This is a genomic window from Providencia sp. wls1916, from assembly GCF_009706585.1.
Taxonomy (GTDB): domain Bacteria; phylum Pseudomonadota; class Gammaproteobacteria; order Enterobacterales; family Enterobacteriaceae; genus Providencia; species Providencia lanzhouensis.
Map to the genome: position 1 here is coordinate 166,393 of NZ_WLUL01000011.1, position 25,076 is coordinate 191,468.

The 25,076-nt window shown below is 42.4% G+C and carries 22 protein-coding genes; 9 read left to right on the top strand and 13 right to left on the bottom strand.

From position 1 onward, the window contains the following. Both prpC and prpB read right to left on the bottom strand, forming a co-directional pair. A complete protein-coding gene (gene prpC / locus GKR61_RS07555) occupies window positions 1–1,155 on the bottom strand; it encodes a bifunctional 2-methylcitrate synthase/citrate synthase (RefSeq protein ID WP_154600031.1) in 1,155 nt (384 codons plus the stop codon). Between the two features lie 74 nt (window positions 1,156–1,229). After that, on the bottom strand, window positions 1,230–2,120 hold the full coding sequence (prpB, locus tag GKR61_RS07560) for a methylisocitrate lyase (protein ID WP_154600030.1): 891 nt from the start codon (window positions 2,118–2,120) through the stop codon (window positions 1,230–1,232). A gap of 293 nt (window positions 2,121–2,413) precedes the next feature. On the opposite strand from prpB, the gene prpR reads away from it, so the two are divergent. After that, window positions 2,414–3,991 (top strand): propionate catabolism operon regulatory protein PrpR, encoded by a 1,578-nt coding sequence (gene prpR, locus GKR61_RS07565; protein WP_036951114.1) that lies wholly within the window; start codon window positions 2,414–2,416, stop codon window positions 3,989–3,991. Between the two features lie 687 nt (window positions 3,992–4,678). Next, window positions 4,679–5,821, top strand: a complete 1,143-nt coding sequence (locus tag GKR61_RS07570; protein ID WP_036951232.1) for an MFS transporter — start codon at window positions 4,679–4,681, stop codon at window positions 5,819–5,821. A 78-nt stretch (window positions 5,822–5,899) separates the two neighbouring features. Here the strand turns inward: GKR61_RS07570 and GKR61_RS07575 are convergent, their stop codons facing one another. Further along, window positions 5,900–6,841 (bottom strand): ATP-grasp fold amidoligase family protein, encoded by a 942-nt coding sequence (locus tag GKR61_RS07575; protein WP_036951112.1) that lies wholly within the window; start codon window positions 6,839–6,841, stop codon window positions 5,900–5,902. A gap of 503 nt (window positions 6,842–7,344) precedes the next feature. Between GKR61_RS07575 and GKR61_RS07580 the strand changes: the two genes are divergently transcribed. After that, complete coding sequence (locus GKR61_RS07580; protein ID WP_036951111.1) at window positions 7,345–8,262, top strand: bestrophin family protein; 918 nt, start codon at window positions 7,345–7,347, stop codon at window positions 8,260–8,262. Window positions 8,263–8,318: 56 nt separating this feature from the next. Here GKR61_RS07580 and GKR61_RS07585 read toward each other — a convergent pair whose 3' ends face one another. The 7 genes from GKR61_RS07585 to GKR61_RS07615 all read right to left on the bottom strand — a co-directional run bounded on the left by GKR61_RS07585 (window position 8,319) and on the right by GKR61_RS07615 (window position 15,705). Beyond that, entirely contained in the window at window positions 8,319–9,098 is a 780-nt protein-coding gene (locus tag GKR61_RS07585; RefSeq protein ID WP_036951109.1) for a heme ABC transporter ATP-binding protein, read from the bottom strand. Window positions 9,099–9,101: 3 nt separating this feature from the next. Next, window positions 9,102–10,103, bottom strand: coding sequence for a FecCD family ABC transporter permease (locus GKR61_RS07590; protein ID WP_036951108.1), 1,002 nt, complete (start codon window positions 10,101–10,103; stop codon window positions 9,102–9,104). Continuing rightward, window positions 10,100–10,921: a heme/hemin ABC transporter substrate-binding protein gene (locus GKR61_RS07595; RefSeq protein ID WP_154600029.1), complete on the bottom strand. Its 822-nt coding sequence runs from the start codon at window positions 10,919–10,921 to the stop codon at window positions 10,100–10,102. Before GKR61_RS07595 ends, GKR61_RS07590 begins: the two co-directional genes overlap by 4 nt. Window positions 10,922–10,936: 15 nt before the next feature. Further along, window positions 10,937–11,986 carry a hemin-degrading factor gene (locus GKR61_RS07600; RefSeq protein ID WP_036951104.1) on the bottom strand — a complete coding sequence of 350 codons (1,050 nt, stop codon included), beginning with the start codon at window positions 11,984–11,986 and terminating at the stop codon, window positions 10,937–10,939. 25 nt (window positions 11,987–12,011) lie between these two features. Next, entirely contained in the window at window positions 12,012–14,033 is a 2,022-nt protein-coding gene (locus tag GKR61_RS07605) for a TonB-dependent hemoglobin/transferrin/lactoferrin family receptor (protein ID WP_154600028.1), read from the bottom strand. Window positions 14,034–14,409: 376 nt separating this feature from the next. Further along, the gene (hemP, locus tag GKR61_RS07610) at window positions 14,410–14,601 is read right to left on the bottom strand and encodes a hemin uptake protein HemP (protein WP_036951101.1); all 192 of its coding nucleotides are present in this window, start codon (window positions 14,599–14,601) and stop codon (window positions 14,410–14,412) included. Window positions 14,602–14,820: 219 nt separating this feature from the next. Continuing rightward, entirely contained in the window at window positions 14,821–15,705 is an 885-nt protein-coding gene (locus GKR61_RS07615; RefSeq protein ID WP_036951099.1) for a LysR family transcriptional regulator, read from the bottom strand. A gap of 97 nt (window positions 15,706–15,802) precedes the next feature. Between GKR61_RS07615 and GKR61_RS07620 the strand changes: the two genes are divergently transcribed. Beyond that, on the top strand, window positions 15,803–16,243 hold the full coding sequence (locus GKR61_RS07620) for a PACE efflux transporter (RefSeq protein ID WP_036951098.1): 441 nt from the start codon (window positions 15,803–15,805) through the stop codon (window positions 16,241–16,243). A 43-nt stretch (window positions 16,244–16,286) separates the two neighbouring features. Here GKR61_RS07620 and GKR61_RS07625 read toward each other — a convergent pair whose 3' ends face one another. Continuing rightward, window positions 16,287–17,471, bottom strand: a complete 1,185-nt coding sequence (locus GKR61_RS07625; protein WP_154600027.1) for a cyanate transporter — start codon at window positions 17,469–17,471, stop codon at window positions 16,287–16,289. A gap of 2 nt (window positions 17,472–17,473) precedes the next feature. Beyond that, window positions 17,474–17,941, bottom strand: a complete 468-nt coding sequence (locus GKR61_RS07630; RefSeq protein WP_036951092.1) for a nucleoside deaminase — start codon at window positions 17,939–17,941, stop codon at window positions 17,474–17,476. 157 nt (window positions 17,942–18,098) lie between these two features. Between GKR61_RS07630 and GKR61_RS07635 the strand changes: the two genes are divergently transcribed. Next, window positions 18,099–18,953: a LysR substrate-binding domain-containing protein gene (locus tag GKR61_RS07635; RefSeq protein ID WP_108478253.1), complete on the top strand. Its 855-nt coding sequence runs from the start codon at window positions 18,099–18,101 to the stop codon at window positions 18,951–18,953. Here the strand turns inward: GKR61_RS07635 and GKR61_RS07640 are convergent. Then, window positions 18,950–19,885 carry a LysR substrate-binding domain-containing protein gene (locus GKR61_RS07640; RefSeq protein ID WP_154600026.1) on the bottom strand — a complete coding sequence of 312 codons (936 nt, stop codon included), beginning with the start codon at window positions 19,883–19,885 and terminating at the stop codon, window positions 18,950–18,952. The two genes, GKR61_RS07635 and GKR61_RS07640, sit on opposite strands and share 4 nt — an antisense overlap. A gap of 600 nt (window positions 19,886–20,485) precedes the next feature. Between GKR61_RS07640 and GKR61_RS07645 the strand changes: the two genes are divergently transcribed. Genes GKR61_RS07645 through GKR61_RS07660 form a run of 4 tightly spaced genes read left to right on the top strand, consistent with a single transcriptional unit; the run spans window position 20,486 to window position 24,988 of the window. Next, window positions 20,486–21,091, top strand: coding sequence for an ankyrin repeat domain-containing protein (locus tag GKR61_RS07645; protein WP_132495718.1), 606 nt, complete (start codon window positions 20,486–20,488; stop codon window positions 21,089–21,091). Window positions 21,092–21,109: 18 nt separating this feature from the next. After that, on the top strand, window positions 21,110–22,033 hold the full coding sequence (locus GKR61_RS07650) for a DUF2877 domain-containing protein (protein ID WP_230085114.1): 924 nt from the start codon (window positions 21,110–21,112) through the stop codon (window positions 22,031–22,033). Further along, complete coding sequence (gene fdrA / locus GKR61_RS07655) at window positions 22,023–23,573, top strand: acyl-CoA synthetase FdrA (protein WP_154637632.1); 1,551 nt, start codon at window positions 22,023–22,025, stop codon at window positions 23,571–23,573. Before GKR61_RS07650 ends, fdrA begins: the two co-directional genes overlap by 11 nt. Continuing rightward, a complete protein-coding gene (locus GKR61_RS07660; RefSeq protein WP_154639700.1) occupies window positions 23,573–24,988 on the top strand; it encodes a DUF1116 domain-containing protein in 1,416 nt (471 codons plus the stop codon). Before fdrA ends, GKR61_RS07660 begins: the two co-directional genes overlap by 1 nt. Window positions 24,989–25,076: the final 88 nt, after the last annotated feature.

Sequence of the window (25,076 nt, forward strand, 5' to 3'; positions counted from 1 at the left end):
TTAGCGCTGTTCAATGGGAACAAAGAGTTTATTTTCTGGGCCAGTGTAGTTTGCTGAAGGACGAATAATTTTATTATCTTGGCGTTGTTCAATCACATGAGCTGACCATCCCGCAATCCGTGCGATGGCAAACAATGGGGTGTACATCGCCGTAGGAACGCCCATTAAGTGATAAACCACCGCAGAGAACCAATCTAGATTAGGAAACATGTTTTTTTCACGTTTCATAACGGATTCAATATGATCTGCAATGGTGTACAAATGCCGATTCATACTTTGTTCTGAAAGCTGTAAGGCGACGGATTTGATGATTGGATGGCGGGGATCAGCCAAGGTATAAACGGGGTGACCAAAGCCAATAATAACTTCTGAGTTTTTAATTCGAGCCACGATGTCTTGTTCCGCCTCCTCAATAGAGGCATAGCGTTGCTGAATTTCTAATGAAACTTCATTGGCGCCACCATGCTTCGGTCCCCTTAACGCCGCAATGGCACCTGTAATTGCTGAGTAAAAATCGGTGCCCGTTCCAGCAATCACACGAGCTGCAAATGTTGAGGCGTTAAACTCATGTTCTGCATATAAAATAGAGGCAATATGCATGAATTTTTCCCACTGAGGAGATGGTTTTTTACCGTGTAACAGATGCAAAAAATGGGCGCCAATGGAGTCATCATCAGTCATGGTTTCAATACGGCGACCATGGTGGCTAAAGTGGTACCAATACAGCAAAATGGAACCCAGAGATGCAAGTAATCGGTCGGCAATATCTTTAGCGCCAGCGACGGTATGCACATCTTTTTCTGGTAATACACAGCCCATCATCGAAACGCCAGTGCGAATGACATCCATCGGATGCGTATTGGCAGGGATGGACTCTAATGTTTGCTTTACATTTGTCGGCAAACCCCTTAGAGGTTTAAGTTTTTCTTTGTACGCTGACAATTCAGTGCGGTTAGGGAGTTTATCGTGGATAAGTAAATAGGCGACTTCTTCATATTCACACTGAGTGGCTAAATCGTGGATATCATAGCCCCGATAGTGGAGGTCATTACCATTTCGACCTACGGTACAAAGTGCCGTATTGCCAGCGGTTACGCCTGATAAGGCGACTGATTTTTTGGGTTTGAAACCAGTACTTTTAAGTTGCTCATTCATCATTGATTCCTTGTAGGGGGCAGAAGAGATTACAACTTGCTCGATTCACGGTTTATGTGCTGCAAGAAAAGAAATTAGCGTTTTTTATTTTGTGAAAATAACGCATCCAGTTTTTCTTCATACTGATAGTAATTAATGGATTTATAGAGCTCTTCACGAGTCTGCATAAGTGACACGACATTTTTCTGGGTGCCTTGCTGGCGTAAGGTGTTATATACCTGCTCAGCGGCTTTATTCATGGCACGAAAAGCGGAAAGTGGATACAAGGCGATGGCAATGCCGACACTTCGTAACTCATCTAAAGTAAACAGCGGAGTTTGACCAAATTCAGTTAAGTTAGCTAATACAGGCACTTGCGTATGTTGAGTAAATTGCTGATACATGCCTAACTCAGTAATCGCTTCGGGAAACAGCATATCGGCACCCGCCTCGATGTAAGCACTTGCTCGCTCTAAAGCTGCCTCAAGCCCTTCAACGGCCAGCGCATCAGTGCGTGCCATAATGACAAAGTTTTCATCTGTTCTTGCATCGACAGCAGCTTTGATTCGGTCAACCATTTCTTGAGTGGACACAATTTCTTTATTAGGGCGATGACCACAACGTTTCGCGCCAACTTGGTCTTCCAAGTGCAGCCCAGCAGCACCCGCTTTCACCATCGACTTGACGGTACGGGCTACGTTAAATGCGGAAGGACCAAAACCAATATCCGCATCCACCATTAACGGTAAATCACAGACATCAGTAATGCGACGAATATCAATCAGCACATCATCCAGTGTAGAAATGCCTAAATCTGGGATCCCTAATGAACCAGCCGCCACGCCGCCGCCAGACAAATAAATGGCTTTATACCCAGCTTGTTGAGCAAGGAGTGCATGGTTTGCATTGATAGTACCGACCAATTGAAGAGGGGATTCGCTGTTAACGGCATCTCGAAATTTTTGACCTGCGGAACGGCTAGACATAAACACCTCGGAGTTGGTTAATCATGTGTAAATGACTTTTACTAACGATATGACTTTTACTAACTATAGTTAGGTAGCAATTGACGTGCCAGTTCAGAAGGAAAGCGTGAGGTTATTATTAAGTTTAAATATCAATAAGATAAAAGCTTTTATTTTTATGTGACAAGAAAGCCATTTTTTAACCAATTGGTTAGCATGTTTCATTGAGTCGATATATTGTTTCATGAAACAAAAGTGAAACATCACAGCGCGAAGCAAACCCCGCGTAGAAGTAAACCCAGTGGAGGAGAACAATGGATAAACCCATTATTTGGACGGTGTCAGTATCTCGTCTTTACACGCTATTTCGTGATATTAGCCCTGAATTTAGTGCACAAGCTGACATCACTCCACTGAATATCGGTTTTGAGCAAGCCGCGGAAGAAGTTCGACGCCGTTTAAAGAAGGGGCATTGTGACGCGATTATCAGCGCAGGCTCTAATGGGACATATTTAAAAAGTCATGTTTCGGTTCCCGTTATTATTGTGAATATTAATGGCTTTGATGTGATGCAAGCATTAGCGAAGGCTCGGGAAATTAGCGATAAAGTTGGCATTATTAGTTATCAAAAAATTATCCCTGCATTAGAGCAGTTTCAACATAATTTTGGATTACAGATTGAACAGCGCAGCTATGTCACTGCCGAAGATGCTCGAGCACAACTAAAAGCACTAAAAGCCATGGGGGTAAAAGTCATTGTGGGAGCGGGATTAATTACAGATCTTGCTGAAGAAATGGGTATGACAGGGATTTTTATCTACTCGACACAGACCATTCGACAAGCCTTTTCTGATGCGATTGAGCTCAGCAGAATGTCCCATCGCCATGTGACTGAGCAATCACGTTATCCTCAGCTGAATACAGCAAAAGTTAGACACACGATTAATGACCTGATTGGTTTGTCGCCTGCAATGGAGCGAGTTCGTCAAACCATTATGTTGTATGCCCGTTCAGATGCCACGGTGTTAATACAAGGTGAAAGTGGCACGGGGAAAGAGATGGTGGCCCAAGCTATTCATCACGAATACAGTTTGTTTAATCAGCAAAAACGCAGTAAACAGCAAATGCCATTTGTGGCCGTCAACTGTGGTGCCATTCCTGAAACATTACTGGAAGCGGAACTGTTTGGTTACGAAGAAGGCGCATTTACTGGCTCGCGTAGAGGCGGTCGAGCAGGGTTGTTTGAACTAGCGAATGGGGGAACCCTTTTTCTTGATGAAATCGGTGAGATGCCAATAGCGTTACAAACTCGGTTATTGCGTGTGTTAGAAGAGCGTTCCGTGGTACGAGTAGGAGGGTATCGACCGTTACAGGTTAACGTTCGTGTTATCTGTGCGACCCACTGCGACCTTGATGAATGGGTAGCGCAAGGCAAATTCCGTGGCGATCTTTTCTATCGCCTAGGTGTTCTTCGCATGAAAGTTCCCGCATTATCAGAGCGTAATGAGGATATTTTCACGCTTGCAGAACGATTATTGAAACTTGCTTTTGCCGGATTACAACTGCCTCTTCCAGCCTTTAGAGTTAAGCAACTTCTCAGTTGTCGAGACTTTTTTCTCTCCTATTCATGGCCAGGCAATGTACGAGAATTACGTAACTTAATGGAGCGTGTCGCGCTCTATTGTAGTGCCTATGCGGATAAAAGCATCAATCCAGACATGCTCAAGATGCTATCGCCAGAAAGGAAAACAAAGGTAAATCCGGCAAAGACGCAGGAAGGAACCGAGACGCTAGAGGAAGTGATGGCAAGGTTTAATGGGGATCGTAAGGCGGTGGCGGAGTTTCTCGGTATCAGTCGGACAACTTTATGGCGACGCTTGTCTTCGTCCTAGTTTTCACTGTGGCTGTGTTGGTTTCGCATAAGTTACCTGAGTCACATACTTATGTATGCTCCCCAGGCTAACTGATGCTTACCGCCTTGCCACAGCAAAAACTAGTTAGAAGGCAACTCGAAGTTAGAAGACAGTTAGAAGACAACCAGAAGTTAGAAGATGATTATTAAAAAAAGATAATAATTTATAAATAATGGGCGTTTGAGTAATAAATACCACTAATTAAGTATATTGATAAGCCTGATGCTAATTAATTAGCAAAAATAGTTTTGAATAGATTTCTTTTTAAGAAAAGTGATAAATATATTTTGAAAGAGAGGATGGAAGTAGGAAGTTTTGTTTCAAAAAGTAACGATAGGGATTTTTCGGTTTTCTTTTTATGATATTGATATTAAATGAATTGTTTGTTTTTATGGCGATTTTCTAGGGGGTTTTACTGCATAAAAAAACGTGATTTTTCTCACATAAATAAATTTACTAGTCATCATTAGTTTTTCTCATTGTCATTCCGGTCTTGAAAGATCTATATTGCGCTCAAATTAGCCTCATCTATTTAATTTCATCACTGCACCAGTCGCTAAAATATATTCATTTTTATGAATGATTTTGCCGTGATTATCGACGTCTGCAGCGCACAATATTTATCTTATTTTTGGAGAGTAGGACGTGAAAATGTCCACCATGTTAATGCGTAAAGGCGACAATACCTTTGTACCTGTTGCAGGCTTAACACTATTTGCTATTGCTTCAGGTTACTTGATGAGCTTGATCCCGTTATCAATGGGTAGCTTTGACATTGATACGCAATATGCAGGCTGGTTAGCGAGTGCCTACTATATTGGTTTATTAATTGGCTCAATGATGATTGAGCCTGTGATCGCAAAAATTGGTCACCGTCTCTCCTTTATTAGTTTCTTATTAATGTTGGCAGCAACGGTTGTTTTACTGCCATGGACACCGACAATTGAAGCTTGGCTACCAAATCGTTTAATTGCGGGTATTGCGGTAGCAGGAATTTTTGTCGTGGTGGAATCTTGGTTACTGATTGGAGATAATCCAAAAGAGCGAGCAAAACGACTGAGTTTCTATATGACCTCGTTATATGGGGGAACAACACTTGGGCAGCTTGCTATTGGTGTGATTGGTACTCAGGGCGTTGTTCCTTTTATTGTGGTACTCGGTTTACTGCTAGTGGCAGTTTTACCGCCTTTATTGGTACGTCAAGGGCAACCAGCAAGTGGCTTGCATCAAAAATTATCATTTAAGCAGATCACTCGTTTAAGTAAGCCAGCTATTATGGGGTGTATGGTATCCGGTATTGTGATGGGAACCATTTATGGGCTAATGCCGCTATCACTGAAAAAAGATAATTTTACGACGGATCAAGTTGGTGTTTTGATGGCATCCATTATTTTGGGTGGCATGTTAATTCAGCCAGTGATCAGTAAATTGTCAGTAATGATGAGCAAAACCTTATTATTAGCCATGGTTTCATTATTAGGTGTTTTTGCGATGGGTATGATTTACATCTCATCAGATTATGTGGTGATGATTGTGGCGCTAGCCCTGCTAGGAATGTCATCATTTGCCTTGTATCCGATAGCGATCACTTTAGCGTGTGATAATTTGGACTCGTCATTTATTGTGGCAGCGACCCAAGTGATGTTATTTAGTTATAGTGTGGGCTCTGCGATGGGACCTATCGCAGCGGGAACAATGTTAGAACAACATAGCGGGTTAACGAATTTCTTCTTTATTGTGCTGTTAGTGACGGCAATTTATATGCTGATTGCAAGTTTACGTCGTAAGGCAAGTGTATTGGCAAACTGACCGTGCTTGATAAATTGCTCGCCACTAGTAATGAAAAAAAAACGCGCTATCTTGAATGAGTAGCGCGTTTTTTTATGGCTATTTTTTCTTATTGAGGTTGGCGAGTACGAGCTCAGGTTTGCGTGAATGAAGCATGTTTGGCGTTGTGATTTTCTGCTCCCATAACTCTCCAAGTTTAAAGTCCCAAGAGAGTGGGCTGATCACGGTACGTCCCGCATTGGGTGCGAAGGTAAGTTCACTAAAATAGAGTTTGTTTTCTGCCATTAAAAAGTCAGCTCGGCAATAATCGAATGGCGTCACTAAAATTTCAGCTAATCTTAGCATCTCTCTAAATTGTGTTGGTTCACTGACCGGTTCTAGCATTTGAGGATAACCAAAACTGACCGGCTGCAATTGCCATTCCGTATCATAAAGGTTGATAAACTCGGTGCCATCTTCGTCGGTATAATCGATTTCTGCGTAAACGGGTTTACCCGAGAAACAATGAATGCGGCAGGTTTCGGGTACTAGCTTTCTCTTTTTCTGCTCAAACAAATCGATATATTCCTCGCAAATAATCTGCGCAGGAATATTTTTATAATGGCGTTCACGAGTAATGTAATAGAGATTTTTGAGTAAATGGAATGACAGCTTGTCTTTGGCTTTTTGTAAATCAAACTGTGATTTATCGGTGCAAATAATACTGCTGCCGCTGTCGTGGGTGCATTTCAATACAAAGCGCTGGGGCAGTTTCGTAATATCAATTTCATCCACATGTTGATAAGTGGCGAGAATAGGAACGATATGTTCTTGCCCGATAGTCTGCGTAACATAGTCACGCACCGCGAGTTTATCGGCGAATTGACTATGCAGTGGATTTCGGTCATGGATCATACGGAAATTCACTTTTTCATTAAAGCTTTTCGGCGCATTAAAGTTAGGGTAATACCCTAATTTTTTAATAAATTTATTCGTGAGATAACTTTTGTCACTCATGATTAGCGCACGGAATTTTTTTAGAAAATATTCTGTTTTTTTCATAAACAAACAACCATTCTTAATAAATTAAAATTTTATTAATTTTTTTATAATTGGAATTATATTAATCATTTTTTAAATGATGATTAAATGATAACGGTAATATTGCCGCTAATATTAAGAGTTCCTTAAGAATTTAACTTAATATAATGCTAGATATTTGATATTTAATCAAAATATAACCAAAAATTAATCAATTGATTATATTTGCGTGCTGTATATAAATTGTTTAATTTACTTGGCTATTAATTTTAAATTAAATAAGTATTTCAAATGCTAGTATTGCCTAGGTTAAATTAATTATAAATTAATCTGAGTCAATACCTGAAATCTTAAAAAATGAAAAATAATAAATAGATGATAGAATAGATAAACAATTAAATAGTTTATTACTAAACTATTTAGCTTAAGATGAGTAAATTGATGAGATCATCAAAATATGGATTGCCAAAATAATTTATGTGATAATCATCACACATAACTATCCTTTCAATTATTATTAATTTATGGTCATTCGCCCGCATCAACACTGGTTCTTTAGGTTGTTCGACTGGCACGGTTCCGTGCTGTCTAAAATCACCTTTAGATTATCGCTTAATATTATGATGTCCATTGTCGCTATTTTAATCTATCAATGGTACGAACAATTAGGGATCCATCTGACAATAGCCCCATTTAGCTTATTAGGGATAGCAATAGCTATCTTTTTGGGGTTCCGTAATAACGCCTGCTACAGCCGCTTAGTTGAAGCAAGAACGCTTTGGGGCGCAATATTAACCAACCAACGTAATATTTTAAGAAACATAAAAGGATTATTGCCGAATGATCCTGAAGCGCATCGCACATTTGCTAATTTGTTGATTGCGTTTAGTTGGAGCTTAAATCACGAACTTAGACGTACTAACCCAAATATAGATTTGTATCGTTTATTGCCGCGAGATGTTTTTTTAGATGTTATTAGAAGCCCTTTTCCCACCAGCCGAATTCTTATGCATATTGGTTTGAGTGTCGGGGCATTGCGAGATAACAATCTGATCAGCGATGTGCTGTTTCAGTCTATCAATAAAGATGTGAACGGGTTATCTGAAGTTTTAGGCGGCTGTGAACGTATTTCGAATACGCCGATCCCCTTCGCTTATACATTGATCCTGCAACGTACGGTCTATTTATTTTGTACATTATTACCGTTTGCGTTGGTGGGGGATTTACATTACATGACGCCTTTGGTTTCAGTATTTGTTTCCTATACGTTCTTGGCGTGGGATGCATTAGCGGAACAATTGGAAGACCCATTCGATGTGCTGGACAACAGCTTGCCACTGAATGCGTTATGTAACGGGCTTGAACGCAATGCTCTTGATATGATTGATGCTAAGCAGTTACCGCCACCACCGAAGCCAAATAAATACTTCAATTTATTATGATGTTAAGTCGCGGTCTTCATTATGTGATAGAGCATGATGAAAGCCGCGGCTGTTTATTAATGGCGCAGATACACATGAGGGGTTGCCGTTTCTGGATGCGGCTGTACCCCTAAATCCGCTTGATACCACTGGGTTAAATTCTCGGTAGTTAACACTTCTTGTGGTGTTCCAGCCACAACTAATTTCCCTTGATGAATAAGATACACTTTATCGGCATAGAGTGCGGTGAGGTTCAAATCATGCAACACACAACAAACGCCTAGCGGCCTTTCACGGGTAAGCTGATGCAATAGCCGCAAACTGTGCTGTTGATGGTATAAATCAAGGGCAGAAGTAGGCTCATCAAGGAATAAACAGGCTGGTGTTGGTTCCGGTTGCCATAATTGAGCTAACACTCGCGCAAGCTGAACACGCTGCTGTTCACCACCGGATAATTGGCGATAATCGTGATGGCGTAGTGGGGTGCAGTGGGTTTGCTCCATAGCAATATCAATGGCGCGTTGCTTATGTTCAGAACCATAAGGAGTTCTTCCCATCGCCACAACATCCTCAACACTGAACGCAAACTGTAAATGGCTATGCTGTTTCATCACGGCACGTTTTTTAGCGAGGCTTTGAGGCTCCCATTCAGGTAATGGGCGACCTTCTAGCTGGCACTCACCTTGAGAGGGGGAGGTGTAGCCTGTGAGCAATTTCAATAAACTGGATTTTCCCGCACCATTAGGACCAATAATCACCACCATTTGATTTTGCTGTATAGACAAACTGATATCATCGATTAATGTTCGATTATTAATACGATAACTGAGGTTTTTAGCATCGAGTAAATTGGGCATCGGTTAGATCCTTCCGGCAGGTTGGCGCAGTATTAGCCATAAAAAGTAAGGTCCGCCAATCAAACCCGTTAATAAGCCCACGGGGATTTCTGCGGGAACGGCTAAAGTGCGAGCAAGGGTATCGGCAACTAAGAGTAAGCAAGCACCCACAATGGCAGAACCAGGAATAAGCCAACGATGATCGGGTCCCAATGTCATACGTATTAAGTGAGGAACAACGAGCCCGATAAAGCCAATCACACCACTCATAGCAACGGCGCAGCCAATTAATAGGGCGCTTAGGAATAATAAAACAAACTTACTGCGTTCAACATTTATCCCTAAATAGTGTGCATCTTCATCCCCTAATTGCAGAATATTCAATGTATTGCCTTGCCAAAAGCAGAGTAAGCAAGTGGGGATAATCACACTGGCGGCAATCGCTAGCGATGTCCAATTCACATTGCCTAATGACCCCATCATCCACAAGCTAAATGTGCGTAACTGTTGGTCATTACTCATATAGCTCAGTACCCCAATTAGTGACATACATAGGGCATTGATGGCAATTCCTGCTAATAGCAGCCGTGCCAAATTGCCATTAGACATACGATTGAGGCTAAAAATGATCAGTGAAACCGCTAAGCTGCCAACGAATGCTGCGCCAAGATGGCCGTAATTGAGCATTAATGTGGGTAAGGAGAACGGTAAAATGATGAATGCTGCTACACACAATGCGGCACCACTGCTTACCCCTAATAAACTGGGGTCAGCGAGAGGGTTGCGAAATAACCCTTGCATCATCCCACCGGAAACCGCTAAAGCCAATCCCACTAAAATGGCGAGTAACACTCTTGGTAGACGAATGGTGAGCCAAATTTGCCAGTCAGGATCGGTGGATGGTGCAAACCAAAGCACTTTTAACGGTAAGTTAATTGCACCAGCGGTAGAGGCAGCCAAAGTGACTGCCCCCAGTAACACCAATAACATCAAAATTTTAAATAAAGGGTGCTTAAAACGGCTCATTCGCTTTTTTCTAACGCCTCTCTTAACTGCTGCATGACTTTGGGGGTGCTTAAGCTGAAGCTCAACATACCAGTATCATCCACGACTAAAAGAGCACGATTTTTTCCTGCAGGAGTGAGTGCTAACCCCGGTAATTCCCAAACTTTGTCAACGCCACCTAAGGATTTTACACCTTGCTCAGAGATCACGACGAGGTCTGGCTGGCTGTAAATAAGACCTTCTTGAGATAGCGGACGATAGCTAGAGAAGTTTTGCATGGCATTTTGTGCACCAACGGCCTTGATCATGCTATCGGCTGCCGTTTTTTGCCCAGCTGCCATCGGTTGTATTCCACCATGGCTCATTAAGAAAACCACTTTTTTATTCAGAGGGCTAGTGGGGATGGCGAGTAGCTCGGCATTAAATTGTTCGACTAACTTTTTTCCGTTCTCGGGTAATCCCACCGCATTGGCGATGGTGGTGATTTTTTCAGGAATGGCTTCTAATTTCGGTTTTCCTGTCACTTTAATCACTTTAACGCCGCTTTTTTCAATTTGGGTTAATGAAATTGAAGGTTGGGAAAGCTCACTGGCGAGCACCAACGTTGGACGCAAAGAGAGCACGCCTTCTGGGTTCAGTGTTCGCATATAGCCGACATCGGGTAACTTAGTTGCTTGCTCGGGATGTAAACTGCTACTGTCGCGCCCAACCAGACTATCTTGTGCGCCGAGCGCATAGACAATTTCAGTTACATCGCCACCGAGTGTCACTAAACGGTCAGCGCCATGGGCAACCAATGAGGTTGCCAGTGTGATTACCATTAGAAGCCATTGTTTCATCGTCAAATACCTGTGTTAGATTCTTGGCAGGGACATGACTTGCTGGCGCCAGTGTTCTTGCTCTGGCGTCCCTTCAGTGCGTTGTCCGTACATTTGTGCGATTTGATTGCCTTGGTCATCAAACACTTCCAGGCTTGTCACAAAACCATCTTCCGTTGGTTTACGAGTGACCCAACACTCTGCAACACCATTTTCAATCATATGCAGCGTGAAATCAGGGTTGAAAATATTCAGCCATTTGATGTCAGAACCTTCAGTTTGGTGTGGCATCAAGCGTTTGATTTTGCCTGTGAAAATTTGCACACATCCACGGTTACCTACGAAAATCATAATTTCGTTTTGATCAGCGAAAGCTGTATTAACCAGCTGATTGAATGAATCATTTGGCACCTGCCAAGCTAAATCATCACTGACAGCGCGGAACACTTGTTGACGGCTTAAGTTATTTTTCTTCAATAAGATGAAAAATTGGTGAACATCCGTCATATTGCGCCACTCTTGGTCAAGCTGTTGTTTTAGCTCATCGCTAATTGGCTGAGCGTGGTGTGGCTGCACTTTTTCAACGGATAATAGTGGGTTTTCGGTGGTTACGTATTTTTCGATAAGCGCATTCCATGCATCCATATCGGTTTCATCGGTGGTATACACTTTGTGCAGTGCATCGCCATGTTTATCAAAGAATTGGATACTATGACGTTCACCTCGTTTAGCCTCTTCAGAGAGCGTAAAAATGCTGTCCCAATGAGAGAAAAACATACGCAAATCCAGTGCGCGTGGATTAAGAATTAAACCGCCGTGAGGGCTAAATTTAGCATTCTCATAGCGCCCGACTTGCTCATGGACCACATACTCATTACGGGTAATAGCCTTGACTGGACCGACAGCCTCCAAAGCAGTTAATAACGTTGGCGCATCAATGCTCAGGCGTTTAGCCTTATCGCGCCCAACGCGGCTATGCAGTAATTCCCCTTCAGAAACATTCAGATAAGCAGCGAGGTCTCTCGCATACCTAGCTTTATTATCTGCTTTGGCTTGTTGATAACGTTCGAAAAGTGCTGAATTCACAGGTTTCTCCTTTATGTAGTGTGAATTACCATTGGAAGCTGACGAGCAGCTTAGCATTACGACCATCTTGGGGAATCCCCTGAGAGGAGTAATACTCTTTGTCAAAAGCATTTCCTAAAACAACACTGGTATCTAACCCTTTAAGACTTCCATCTCCTTGATAATTTAGATAGAAATCATGAACGGCGTAGCCCGGTTGTTGCTTCAATTTGGATGTTTTATCGAAATCGGTATGAGTAGTGAACTCACCTAACCAGCCCACAGAGAAACCGCTGTCTGCAACTGGAATGGAGAGGTTACTGGTGAGTGAATCCGGTTTAATGGATTCAATGGCTTTGCCTGTATATTCATTGACGCCGACGGTGTGGTTATAAGCTAGACCCCACGCAAAGTAGTCGGTGGTGTAATCCAATGACACATCCGTTCCCCAAATTTTGGCACGCTTGGTATTGATGGATGTGGTGTAGTTATTTTTCAGGTTAAAGCGGTCAAAATTGACATGAGTATCAATATAATCTTTGGCTTTTGTATCGAAATAGCTGGCTTTGAAGCGCAGGTTATCGCGAGCCATAAGTAAGTCATCAAAACGTAAACCAAAACCATATTCTGCAGTACGCGTGGACTCAGGTTTTAAGTCTGGATTAGGGCGCCAGTAGTTAGTCATTGGGCCTTGTTGGAAATGCAGGGAATCGTTGTACATTTCCATCATTGTTGGAGCACGGAAAGCTTCAGAGTATGACGCAAACAGCATTGACCAATCGGTTGGGGTGATGCTCACTGCCGCTTTTGATGACCATTGATCTTCTTTGACATCTTTATTGCCCTTGGCGGTGGACTTGTAGTTGTCATAGCGAGTTCCCAAAATGAAGGAAACAGGCAAATCTTTTAAGGTAATCTCATCCTGAATAAAGCCAGCCGCAAAGGTGATCTCTGCATCAGGGAACTGAGTGGTTCCAGCGTAAGGGGTCTGTTTTTGACGATACGCTTCAGTACCGTAGGTAAAGTTGTGTGCAGCGAGTGGTAACTCATAGATATCGGAGCGGTTATCCAATTTGATACCATACGTTTTTTGGCTGCGCCCTTCGTAGTTAGACTCTTTCCCTTTGGAGGTGATATTCACATCAGAGTAATACGGAGTCGCTTTTAAATTGAGCCATGAATTATCGTCTGGATTTAACTGATAGGTTGCTTGCAAGTCACGCTGACGCGTTGTGCGGTTAACCTTCTTATTATCGTTGCTGGTGGCGAGCTGTTGCGGGTCTTTTGGCTCATAAGCATCATTATTGTAATAACGAATTTGTCCCGACAGGGTTTGCGCATCATCCAGTTGCCATGTGCCTTTACCGAGCATATTGGCAATGGTTTCTTTGTTATCCATTTTCTCGCCGCCGCCAAGACGAACATCACCGCTTTCTTTCGTCACAAAGCTGAATAGCCCGTCAAAGTCATCGGTTTTACCAAAAGCGGAGCCGCCAAAGCCAAAGCTGTGATCCCCGGTAGCGCCTTGAGTGAAAACGCGGAAACCTTGGCTTTGACCTTCACGCAGTAAATCTTTCGCATTCACGGTTTCCCAAGCAATCACGCCACCCATCGCGCCGCTGCCATATAAAAGCGCTGATGGACCGCGAATGATTTCCACTTGTTTGATAAGCGCGGGATCAAGAAATGTTCCGTTAATGTGCCCAGTATCCGTACCTTGGCGAACGCCATCGACTAACGTCAAAATTCCACGACGGTCAAATCCGCGCATGCTGATATCTTGACCGTTAGTACGGCTAGTTCCTGTCAGTGCAATGCCCGGCACTTTCCGCAAAATATCGTTAGCATTATTGGCTGTTTTGGTTTCTGGTGAATCATTTTTAATGACGGTAACCATCATCGGCGTATTAAAGCTATCTCGCTCATTACCCGTGGCATAAACAGTCATCACATCGTGGTGACTGTTAGTTAAATGGTTATTGTTAGTTGGAGATTTTTCAGTCTGTGCGGTTGCCATTAGAGGCAGCAAGGCACTCGCCAGCACAGATAAGCGTAATACTTGAGACATACAGGTGATACTCCCTAAAAATTGTTAACTCTTTGATGAGTGCGATGCACCGTTAAAAACTGACTTATCATCAGAGCGTTATGGCGTGTTTATAGGGTGTTGAGACAAAGACGCTTTCAACGGAATAGGGGAAAAGGGGTATTTGAACCCAACAAGTGATGATAGGGTTCGAAAGTTCGCCTTGAGGTTATCCAGATTTACAGCAGCAAAGCCCGTAATAAACACCATAAGAAACTGTGTCCTGATGTATAGAGTTAAGCTGGCTGCCTAGTATGACGACTTAGGTGGCTTGCGAGATATATTGTGTTTTTAAAGCTAATTGTATTTTTGAAACAAACAGTACTTTTAAAGCAAACTGCGTTGTGAAGACTAAAAACTATTTGGTCAGAATTAATTTACCTGTGCGAGTTTGGCGCAATTGATAAATTTCACCGCGGTGTTCAATGGCAATTTTGCCTGATGCACCTAATAATTTTTGGCTTTCAATAAGCCCATTTTTAGCAGCAAAATCAGTCAGTGAGGTTGATTTTGTGGTTTCTTCAATAATGTCAGAAAGTGGCTTGGTCATGTTGTTCACCACAGAAATTTTGTTGTCAATAAGAATGATATTGATAATTATTATCTTTAAAAGCATTGGCAATATCAAGTGATTTTCACAATTGATCAACAAACACTGTTTACCAACAAAAGAGCCGTATCGCGGATACGGGCTACCTTTATGATGTAAATGGGGATTTACCTAACTTTTGGAGGGGGATTGAGCCGATCCTGAAATTACTGAAATTTGTTAGTACATATTTGTTTTTAAAAGCTCGATACACTCTTGGGCACCGCGTTTGAGTACTTGACCTTTTAAACAGACCACATGGACAGGAAGCACTAAGCCATTCGGGGTGTTTTTAAATTCTAAACGCTTGAGTAAACCTGCCTCTAAATCAGTTTTGATTAATGAAGCCGGTAAATTTCCCCAACCCATCCCTTTTTTAACTAATTCTAACGCCATCGTGAAGCTATCCGTACGCCAATAATGGCTAGAAACAATAGAGCGGAAATCACTGATAGGGTGGTGAGGGCTAGCGACAATAATCTGGCGTGTTTGAACAAGATCTTCGATATACAGCGCATTATTCGGTTTATTAGAGGGATAATCGGCGCTGATGGTCGCTGTTAATGATTCATAACCAATACATTCGAACTGTTCCTGAGCATTGACATATAACCCACCAAAAGCGATAGCCAATTGAACGCGCTCACTGTGCAATAGTGGCAAAATATCATCTTGAGGAGCGGTGATCAGCTCCACATGCATCAACGGATAACGTTGGCTCAGGGCGTGCAATGTATCAACTAACACATTGGGATTAACCCCTTCAGCGACCCCGATTGTGAGTGTACTCTCCACCCCCTGAGTGAGTTCTCGTGAGAAAACATTCAACTGACGTAAGTTATCCACAATATTTCGTGCATAGGGGGCGAGGGAAAGCGCTTGTTCCGTAGGTTTGGGTTCTCGCGTATGGCGCTCAAACAGCGAAAAACCAAGCTCTGCTTCAAGGTTGGCAATTGCCATGCTAATCGCGGAAGGGACTCGATGAAGTGCTCTTGCCGCTGCGGAAAAAGAGCCTTTATCGAGCACAGTTAAGAAAATCATCAGGTTTTCACTATTAAATGGCATCTTAGATCTTTCAGTTTTGTTGATAGTAGCTGACTTTTATTATCATTAATATTGATTTAATTTACCAGCCTTCGGCAAACAGAATATGAGATAAAAAATGCAAGGTATTAAACGTAAAGTGGTTTTTATTACGAGCTACGAAGTTATTGGCTGGATGATTTCATCGTTGGCACTGGCTTTTCTTTCGGGGAATTCCGCGGGAACCACAGGACCTTTAGCACTGGTGATCACCACGATTGCGGTGACATGGAATTTTATTTTCAATGTGGTATTTGAATATTGGGAATCAAAGCAGAAATCAAGAATTAGAACGTTTAGACGTCGTTTTGCTCATGCGGTGTTATTCCAGCTAACGCTGGTGGTATTTTTGATCCCATTGATTGCATGGTGGTTATCAATATCGCTCTGGCAGGCACTTATTTTAGATTTTGCCCTGATTATCTTTATCCCGATTTATACTTTTTTCTTTAACTGGGCATTTGACAAAATTTTTGGGTTACCAAAATCTGCATTGGCGCAAGAAAAAACCACTGCGTAGCGTGAAGGAGATGGCAATGAGGCCATCTCCTTGGTAACTAAGCTTATTTCACGCTAAAAATCTGGTGATACTTTTTAGGATTTAAACGCAAAAATAGCAGTAATGTCATCATAACTAGGACACAATGCAGCAACCAAACAGGGGTAAAACTGTGACTAAATTGCTGTAATGCTGCCGCAACCAAAGGTCCAAAAGCGGCGATGATAAAACCGCCTGCTTGCATTAAGGCAGTCAGGATCCCCGCGCTAGCAGGATGAGGGATATGATCTAAAGAGGTAATAATGGTTAAGGCGAAGCAGCCACCCAGTCCGCAGCCCAGCAGACCTACCCACAGCAACGGTAGTGTATTAGGAAACAGGATTAACCCGGCAAATCCCAATGCTTGGCTCACCAGCGTGACAGTGAGCCAAAAGCGACGGTCAATATTATGGGATGCTAATACCGGGATCATCAGTGCCGCAGCAGCTTGAAAAACGGTTAAAATCGCCACCAGAGAACCGCTTTCTGTAGCACTAAATCCTTGTTGTTGAAAGAAAGGTGCCAGCCATGTCACGGCAGTTGCATAACCCGCATTCACTAAACCAAATCCCGCCATTAATAGCCATGCTCTGGGCAGCTTAAGATAAGTTAATACACTCAGCTGAGCTGGCGTATTTTTCGTGTTCGAAGAGCGAATATTCATGAAGACGGCAATCAGGGCGATCAGTGCTGGAAATGCAAGCCATGCTAGCCCACTTTGCCAATTCCCTGAAAGGTGGGTAATTAGCGGTGTTAATTGCGCTCCCAGCGCGCCACCGACCATCAAGGTAGCTGAATATAATCCCGTCATGGCGGCCATTTTTTGTGGAAACGAAAATTTTATCAAACCGGGGAAAACCGCTTGAATATAAGCCGCTCCCATTCCACACAAAAATGCGGTCATTAACAGTGCGTTCGCATCAGAAACAAATAATCGGCAGAAAGAGCCTATCAGCAGCAGTAGCATCGCGAGGCTGATACCCCACTTATCACCTAATTTTTGATTTAATGCGGGGACGACCAAAGCTCCAAAACCCATGAGTAACATGGGGATCAGCGTTAACAGTGAAACGCTCTGGTAGCTCATTCCGGTGGTTTTAATGATATTTTCGATGACTGGCCCAGGTCCTGTCATAAAGGGGCGTAAATTAATACCGACAAGGGCAATCGTCAGAATCAAGCCAAAAGAGGCAGAAAGTGGTTTTTTCATGTTTACGCGTGATGCTGTTGCCACCAAGTTTGATACAGCATGGATTGCGTCTCATCCTTCGGTTTTAATTGGATAAATTGCAAACCACTTTGTTGGTCAGGAGAGACTCTTAATGCCTCAGCTATCGCCTCTGTTGATAATCCAAAAGGTTCAGCATCTTGGTTCGAATAGGCATAAACAACACGTTTAATGCCAGACATGCGGATCGCAGCAAGGCACATAGGACAAGGCTGACCGCTAGCATAAACGGTGCAATCATCGAGTCTGACGCTATTTAGCACCTCTCCTGCTTGGCGTAATGCGAGTAATTCAGCGTGTGCGGTAGGGTCGTGTCGCTCCAACATTTGATTCACGCCAGTGGCAATAATTTGCTCATTTTTGACGACCACTGCACCAAATGGACGCCCACCTGCGGCAACATTGTCAGCGGCGAGGGTGATTGCATGTTGTAAAAATTGTTTATCGAGCATGGTTTGTGCTCCTGATTTATCGAGTATTCTAATAAGATTACTGATGAGTTGACATGGTGTCATTTCAGTAATGTCCATCAAATGCGTTGTTCCCTTCAATCTAATCAAAAACTGTGATATTTAAAAATTAAATAATTAAATCTCAGGTATTAAAAAAATGAATTCGTTGCTTAATTTTGTATTATTGAAAACATTCGTTACCGTCGCAGAAACGGGAAATTTTACGGTGGCTTCACAACAATTAAATTCAACGCAATCGACGTTAAGTCAGCAAGTTCAGCGATTAGAAAGTCTTATTGGACAGCCGTTGTTTGTAAGGGGGCATCGGATGTTAACCCTGACAGAAACAGGGGAAGTGTTGCTTGGATACGCGAAAAATATTCTGGCACTTAACGATACGTTTTTTATGAAAATAACAGGCAATGCGATTATTCAAACTCTGCGATTAGGGTTTCCTGAAGATTTGACGTCGGGATTAGTGACACCAACATTGGCGGCATTTATGCAAGCGCATCCTAATGTCCGATTAGAGGTGACTAGCGGGTTGAGTCGCCAACTACAGCAACGCTATCAACATGGTGAGTTGGATTTGATCATTGTGAAACAACGAAAAGGGGAGTTTCATAGTGATTATCATTGGTCAGAGCCTCTTTGCTGGCTAGCGAGTCGCCAGCAACATGTTCTTCCCACAGATTCTGTTCCTCTGATTGTTTTTCCAGAGAATGGGCTGTACCGGAATGATATGTTTAGGTTGTTAGATAATGAACAACGCCCTTGGCACATTACTTATACTTGCACTAGTCTGGCAGGTATCCAAAGTGCGATTACCGACGGATTAGGCGTTAGCCTGTTACCCGTACGCGCGAAATTATCCCAGCATCGAATCTTGACAGCAGAAGAGGGGTTTCCTCCAGCCCAAGAGATGGAACTGGCGATGCATTTCCACAAAGAGTCATCGGAGATGGTTTCAGTATTGGCGGAGCAGTTAGCTCATCAATTAGAACCGCGTTAATTGGCGATGGGCTTGAGCAAATCACTGTAAAGTTCCGTTAAGACCCCATTTGCCATAAACTCTTTTCTGATCCATTGGGTGACTAGCCCTGTCGCAGAGTGTTGAGTGGCTAATAACATGTGAGAATCCTGCCTTGGGTTTTGTATTTGCTTAGTGACTAGGACTCCGGTTTTTACATGTTCTTTGACCATATAGTCGGGTAGGAATCCGATCCCTTCACCTAAAATTTGGCACTGACATTTGGTGTTGAAATCAGGCACTTGAATCGCCTCTTGCCCGTGCAGTAGCCATCCAACACGTTTATTGATGGTATGCGCCGTATCTTCCACCATAATATTTGGGTAGAGGCGAAGCTGGCTTTCGGCAATTGGCTCAGGCATTAAGGCTAAAGGGTGGCTAGACGCTATGGCAAACTGCCAGTGTATGGCACCAATTTCTGTGTAATCAATCCCGCCGCCATCCATGAGTGTACCCGGCGCCCCAATCGCAATATCCGCATGGTTATTGATAATGGCATCCCAAACACCGTTATACACTTCTGTGGTCACAGTGATCTGGCAGGTACCAAATTGCTTTTTCAAGATTTGTAGCAACTTCGCCGTATGGTAAGGGGTGTAGATCAACTGATTGATACAGATGCGAACACGTGCTTCAATCCCTTGTTCAATGGAGTCGATACTTTTTTTGATGAGATGAAAATTATTCAGAAGGTCTGTGGCTTTGCGATAAAAATAGTATCCCGCTTCGGTCAGTTCAATATTACGGGTATCGCGAATAAACAGTGCGACATCTAAATAAGTTTCGATACGTTTTATGGTGTAGCTCACCGCGGAGGTGGTAATCCCAAGTTCTTCGGCTGCTTTACTGAAACTGGCAAATTTAGCCGCGGTGGTATAGGTCAATAAATTTTCTTCAGTAAAAATAGAGTTCATGTGTCGTGTCCCAAAGTGCGTGAAAATTAGCCTAAATAACGTTTTCTGTGAATACAATTCAATAGCTTAAAAAACAGGCTTTTTATCGATTGTTTTTAATAGCCCTCTTCGGGGATATTTATCTATTCTGTACAATAAATAGTATTTAATTTATGTCACTCAAAAAAGCAACTAATGAAACGCATGTTTACATTCAAACTAATTAATATTATTGAATTAAATGAAAAAATAGCCATTAGGGGATATCGAGTTCATAAACAAAAAAATCACAATATTAACAATTCTAAAACCTTTGATTTGATGGCTGTCACAAAATTGAAGAAAGAAAAAATTGGCAAAAAGATTAACAAAATTATTTGGTCAAATTGCATATAAAATAGACAAAAAAACATCGGTAAAGGTCAGTGAAGGATGCTTTCACGCACAAAAATGCTCAATTGTTGAATTTAAATCAATAATAAGGTGGCAGATTGATGAATTAAATTTAAATGGATTCTATTTATTAATGGCAATTGTTATGCTCTAACCATGCTAAATAATCTTTAATTCATATTTAATTTGGCTATCAGGAAATTTAAATAGCTAAATGTGGAGAGCATTATGACAGAAAACACACTCGTTCAAGATTTTCTTAAAGCAGCAGAACAAGGTCAATTAGCTATTTTAAAAAATTGCCTTGAAAAAGGTGTTGATATTAATAGTACCAATCGACAAGGTCGCACTGCTATTGTGAATGCCAGTTTAAATCAGCACTATGAGTGCGTTGATTTTCTTATTCATGCGGGTGCTGATATTAATAAACAAGACCAAACGTGTTTTAACCCATTTTTATTAAGTTGCCTAAATAATGATTTAACACTATTACGTTTAGTATTACCTGCTAATCCTAATTTAGATTTACTAACCCGTTTTGGTGGTGTTGGGATCACGCCAGCGAGTGAAAAAGGGCATGTGGAAATTGTGCGTGAATTACTGGAAAACACGGACATTAATGTTAATCACACCAACTTTGTCGGTTGGACTCCGTTGCTAGAAGCGATTGTGCTGAATGATGGTGGCGTAAAACAGCAGCAAATCGTAAAAATGCTGTTAGATCACGGTGCCAACCCACATATGACAGATAAATACGGTAAAAAGCCGTTAGAGCTGGCACAGGAAAAAGGCTATCACGAAATTGCTGAGTTACTGATTGCAGCGGGTGCGTAACCACCCATAAGGGGGATTGTGAACAGACACCAATCTCAGCGGCAAAGCATTTATGGGTTAACGGCTGATGCACATTTCTTGCATCTTTTGCATCAGCCATCATTAACAGGGAATATAGAGCAGGTTTTTAATAAAGCCATTAATTTTTCAATTGATAATCAACTTTATACCTTGCTTGGCTCGCAAACGGATAATGCTCCTAATAGCTGCCGAATTATTAATAAGGATTTTTCACCGTTAAATATCACTACGGGGGATTCTGTTTATATTTTAAATAATGAAATCCATATTGGTGAGAAATATACTATTTCATTTTTATTATGTAAAAAATGGAACCCACCAACAGTTTATTTTATTAATGAAAAATTAACCGAAGAAAAATACCGTTATTTTCTTCAGTCTAAAATTAACGAAATTGATTCTATTTTAAATGATAAAACACATTCTCTGTTTAACTACCAAGGGGATAATTGTTTTTATCTTGAATCATCAAAAAAATTAAATGAATTACGCTCTAGCTTAATTAATTTATTAATCAATAAACGGTACCAAGCATTAACTCATATTGTGAGCCAGTTTGTTGGGTTAGGAATTGGGTTAACGCCTTCGGGAGATGATTATTTAGTGGGACTAATGGCTTTTTTGTTGTTGAAACATCACCCTGCGAATTCCTGCTATCCGAGCTTTTATCAAGGGATTTCGCAAAGCAAGGCGAATACAACACCCATCAGTGCCATCACGTTAGAAAAAGCATTAAACCAAGAGTATCGCGAAAATATGCATCAACTGATCCAATGTTTAGTTGATGGGCGAGAAACAAATATTTATCCACAAATTTTAGAGATTTTAAATATCGGGTCTAGTTCAGGTTGCGACATGCTATTTGGCATTCGCGATGCGCTGTTTCTGACTCATTATTTCGGAGAAACACATGTCGACTAAAGTGGTCATAAAAAAGAATACCTATTTTGATTCAGTGTCATTGATGTCTATTTCCACCAAAGCCAATCAACTTGAAAATGTTGAGCAAGCCTTTGTGGCAATGGCAACAGAAATGAATAAAGGCGTATTAAGAAACTTAGGTTTATTAACACCAGAATTAGAAGAAGCCAAAAACGGCGATTTAATGATAGTGATTAAAGGACCTAGCGATGAAGCCAATGATGCGACATTGATTGCTATCGAAGACCTGTTTAATAAGAAAAATCAAGGCGGTGGGCAGCATGAAGCCAAATACGCCACAATCAACTCTGCAAAAACGCACATTCCTGATGCCAACTTAGCGGTTATTTCGGTTAATGGGCAATTTGCGGCTCGTGAAGCGCGTATTGCACTGGAAAATGATCTCAACGTGATGCTGTTCTCCGATAACGTCTCGATAGACGATGAGCTGGCACTGAAACAGTTGGCGAGCCAAAAAGGGTTGTTGATGATGGGACCAGACTGCGGGACAGCGATCATCAATGGGACAGCCTTGTGTTTTGGTAACAATGTTCGTCGCGGTAGCATCGGAATTATTGGGGCATCCGGTACGGGGAGCCAAGAACTGAGCGTGCGAATCCATGAATTTGGTGCTGGAGTTTCTCAGCTAATCGGTACGGGTGGTCGTGACCTAAGTGAAAAAATTGGCGGCATCATGATGATTGATGCACTCAAAATGCTGGATGCGGATGATGAAACCCAAGTCATTGCACTCATTTCTAAGCCACCAGCACCAATGGTTGCCAAAAAAGTGTTAGAACAAGCTGAAAAATGCCATAAGCCAGTGGTGGTTTGTTTCTTAGGAAGTCAACCGTTACCGGATGATAAACCAGGCTTAACCTTTGCCCAAGGCACCAAAGAAGCTGCTCTGAAAGCGGTTTTACTGACAGGTATTCGTAAAGAAGATTTAGACCTTCATCCTCTCAACTTACCTTTAATTGATGAAGTTAGAGCGTTACTTAAACCGGAACAAAAATACATTCGTGGTCTTTTCTGTGGCGGGACATTGTGTGATGAAGCCATGTTTGCAGCGCTGGAAAAATACGATGACGTCTACAGCAATATTCAACCTAACCCTGACTACCGTCTGAAAGATATCAATAAAAGTGTCGCCCATACCTTCCTCGACTTTGGTGATGATGATTTTACCAATGGTAAGCCACACCCAATGATTGATCCAACAAACCGAATAGAGCGTTTACTGCAAGAAGCTCGTGACCCGGAAGTTGGTGTGATCATGATGGATTTCGTGCTTGGTTTTGGCTCTCATGAAGATCCGGTCGGCGTGATGATTGACGCTATCAAAACAGCAAAAGCGATAGCGAAACAAGAAGGACGTGAACTGGTGATCCTTGGCTATGTGCTGGGTACTGACCAAGATACGCCATCGATGGATGCACAGGTCAAGATGCTCACTGACGCAGGTGTGATTTGGGCGAGTAGCAGTACCAATACAGGTTTATTAGGACGTGAGTTTGTCTGGAAAGGGGAGAAAGCGTAATGACTTCATTATTTAAACAACCATTGAACGTTATCAATATCGGCATTGAGATGTTCAGTGATGATCTGAAAAAACAGCACGTTCCGGTGACTCAACTGAATTGGACTCCACCGGGGCAAGGTAACGTAGCCGTGATCCGTGCGCTTGACCAAATTGAAGGCAACGCAGCGTTACAAGAAAAAATCGCAGCGGCGAACGCACAAGCGCTTGAGCGCATTATTCAGTCCCAGCCAGTACTCGTGGGTTATGACCAAGCCATTAATGTGGTACCGGGCATGACGAAAAACACCATTCTACATGCCGGCCCGCCAGTGGCATGGAAAGATATGTGTGGTGCAATGAAAGGCGCAGTGACAGGTGCTTTAGTTTTTGAAGGATTGGCAAAAGACTTAGCGGATGCGGAACGTGTAGCGGCCTCTGGTGAAATTATCTTTTCCCCATGCCATGAACATGATTGCGTAGGGTCAATGGCGGGCGTGACATCGGCATCGATGTTTATGCATATTGTCGAAAACAAAACTTACGGCAACCGCGCATTCACTAACTTGAGTGAGCAGATGGCAAAAATCTTGCGCATGGGTGCCAATGACCAAAGCGTTATTGACCGCTTGAATTGGATGCGTGATGTACTGGGTCCAATGCTGCGTGACGCCATGAAAATCGTCGGTGAAATCGACCTGCGCTTAATGTTGGCACAAGCGTTACATATGGGTGATGAATGCCATAACCGTAACAATGCGGGAACAACATTGCTGATCCAAGCGCTGATCACGGGAATTATTCAAACCAATTTTACGGTTGCACAGCAAAAAGAAGTGTTTGATTTCGTGGCAAGTAGTGACTATTTCTCGGGTCCTACATGGATGGCAATGTGTAAAGCCTCAATGGATGCGGCGCACGGCATTGAATACAGTACTGTCGTGACTACCATGGCACGTAATGGTTATGAGTTTGGTTTACGCATTAGCGGGTTACCGGGGCAGTGGTTTACAGGTCCTTCTCAGCAAGTTATTGGTCCAATGTTCGCGGGTTATAAACCGGAAGATTCAGGTTTAGATATTGGTGACTCGGCTATCACAGAAACTTACGGGATTGGTGGATTTGCGATGGCAACAGCACCGGCTATCGTGGCGCTCGTTGGGGGAACCGTTGAAGAAGCGGTGGATTTCTCTCGCCAAATGCGTGAAATCACCCTTGGTGAGAACCCGAACGTCACCATTCCATTGCTAGGTTTCATGGGAATTCCGACAGCGATTGATATCACGAAAGTTGCAGCTAGTGGCATTCTTCCGGTGATTAACACGGCGATTGCGCATAAAGATGCAGGTATTGGAATGATTGGGGCAGGGATTGTACATCCTCCGTTTGATTGCTTCGAAAAAGCGATGCTTTCTTACGCGAAACACTATGCATAGTGGTATTGAGCCCAAAACTCACTAAGCAAAAAATAATGCCCGGCTTCGGCCGGGCGATAAAAATAAAGCAACGCATTCCCTGAATTGT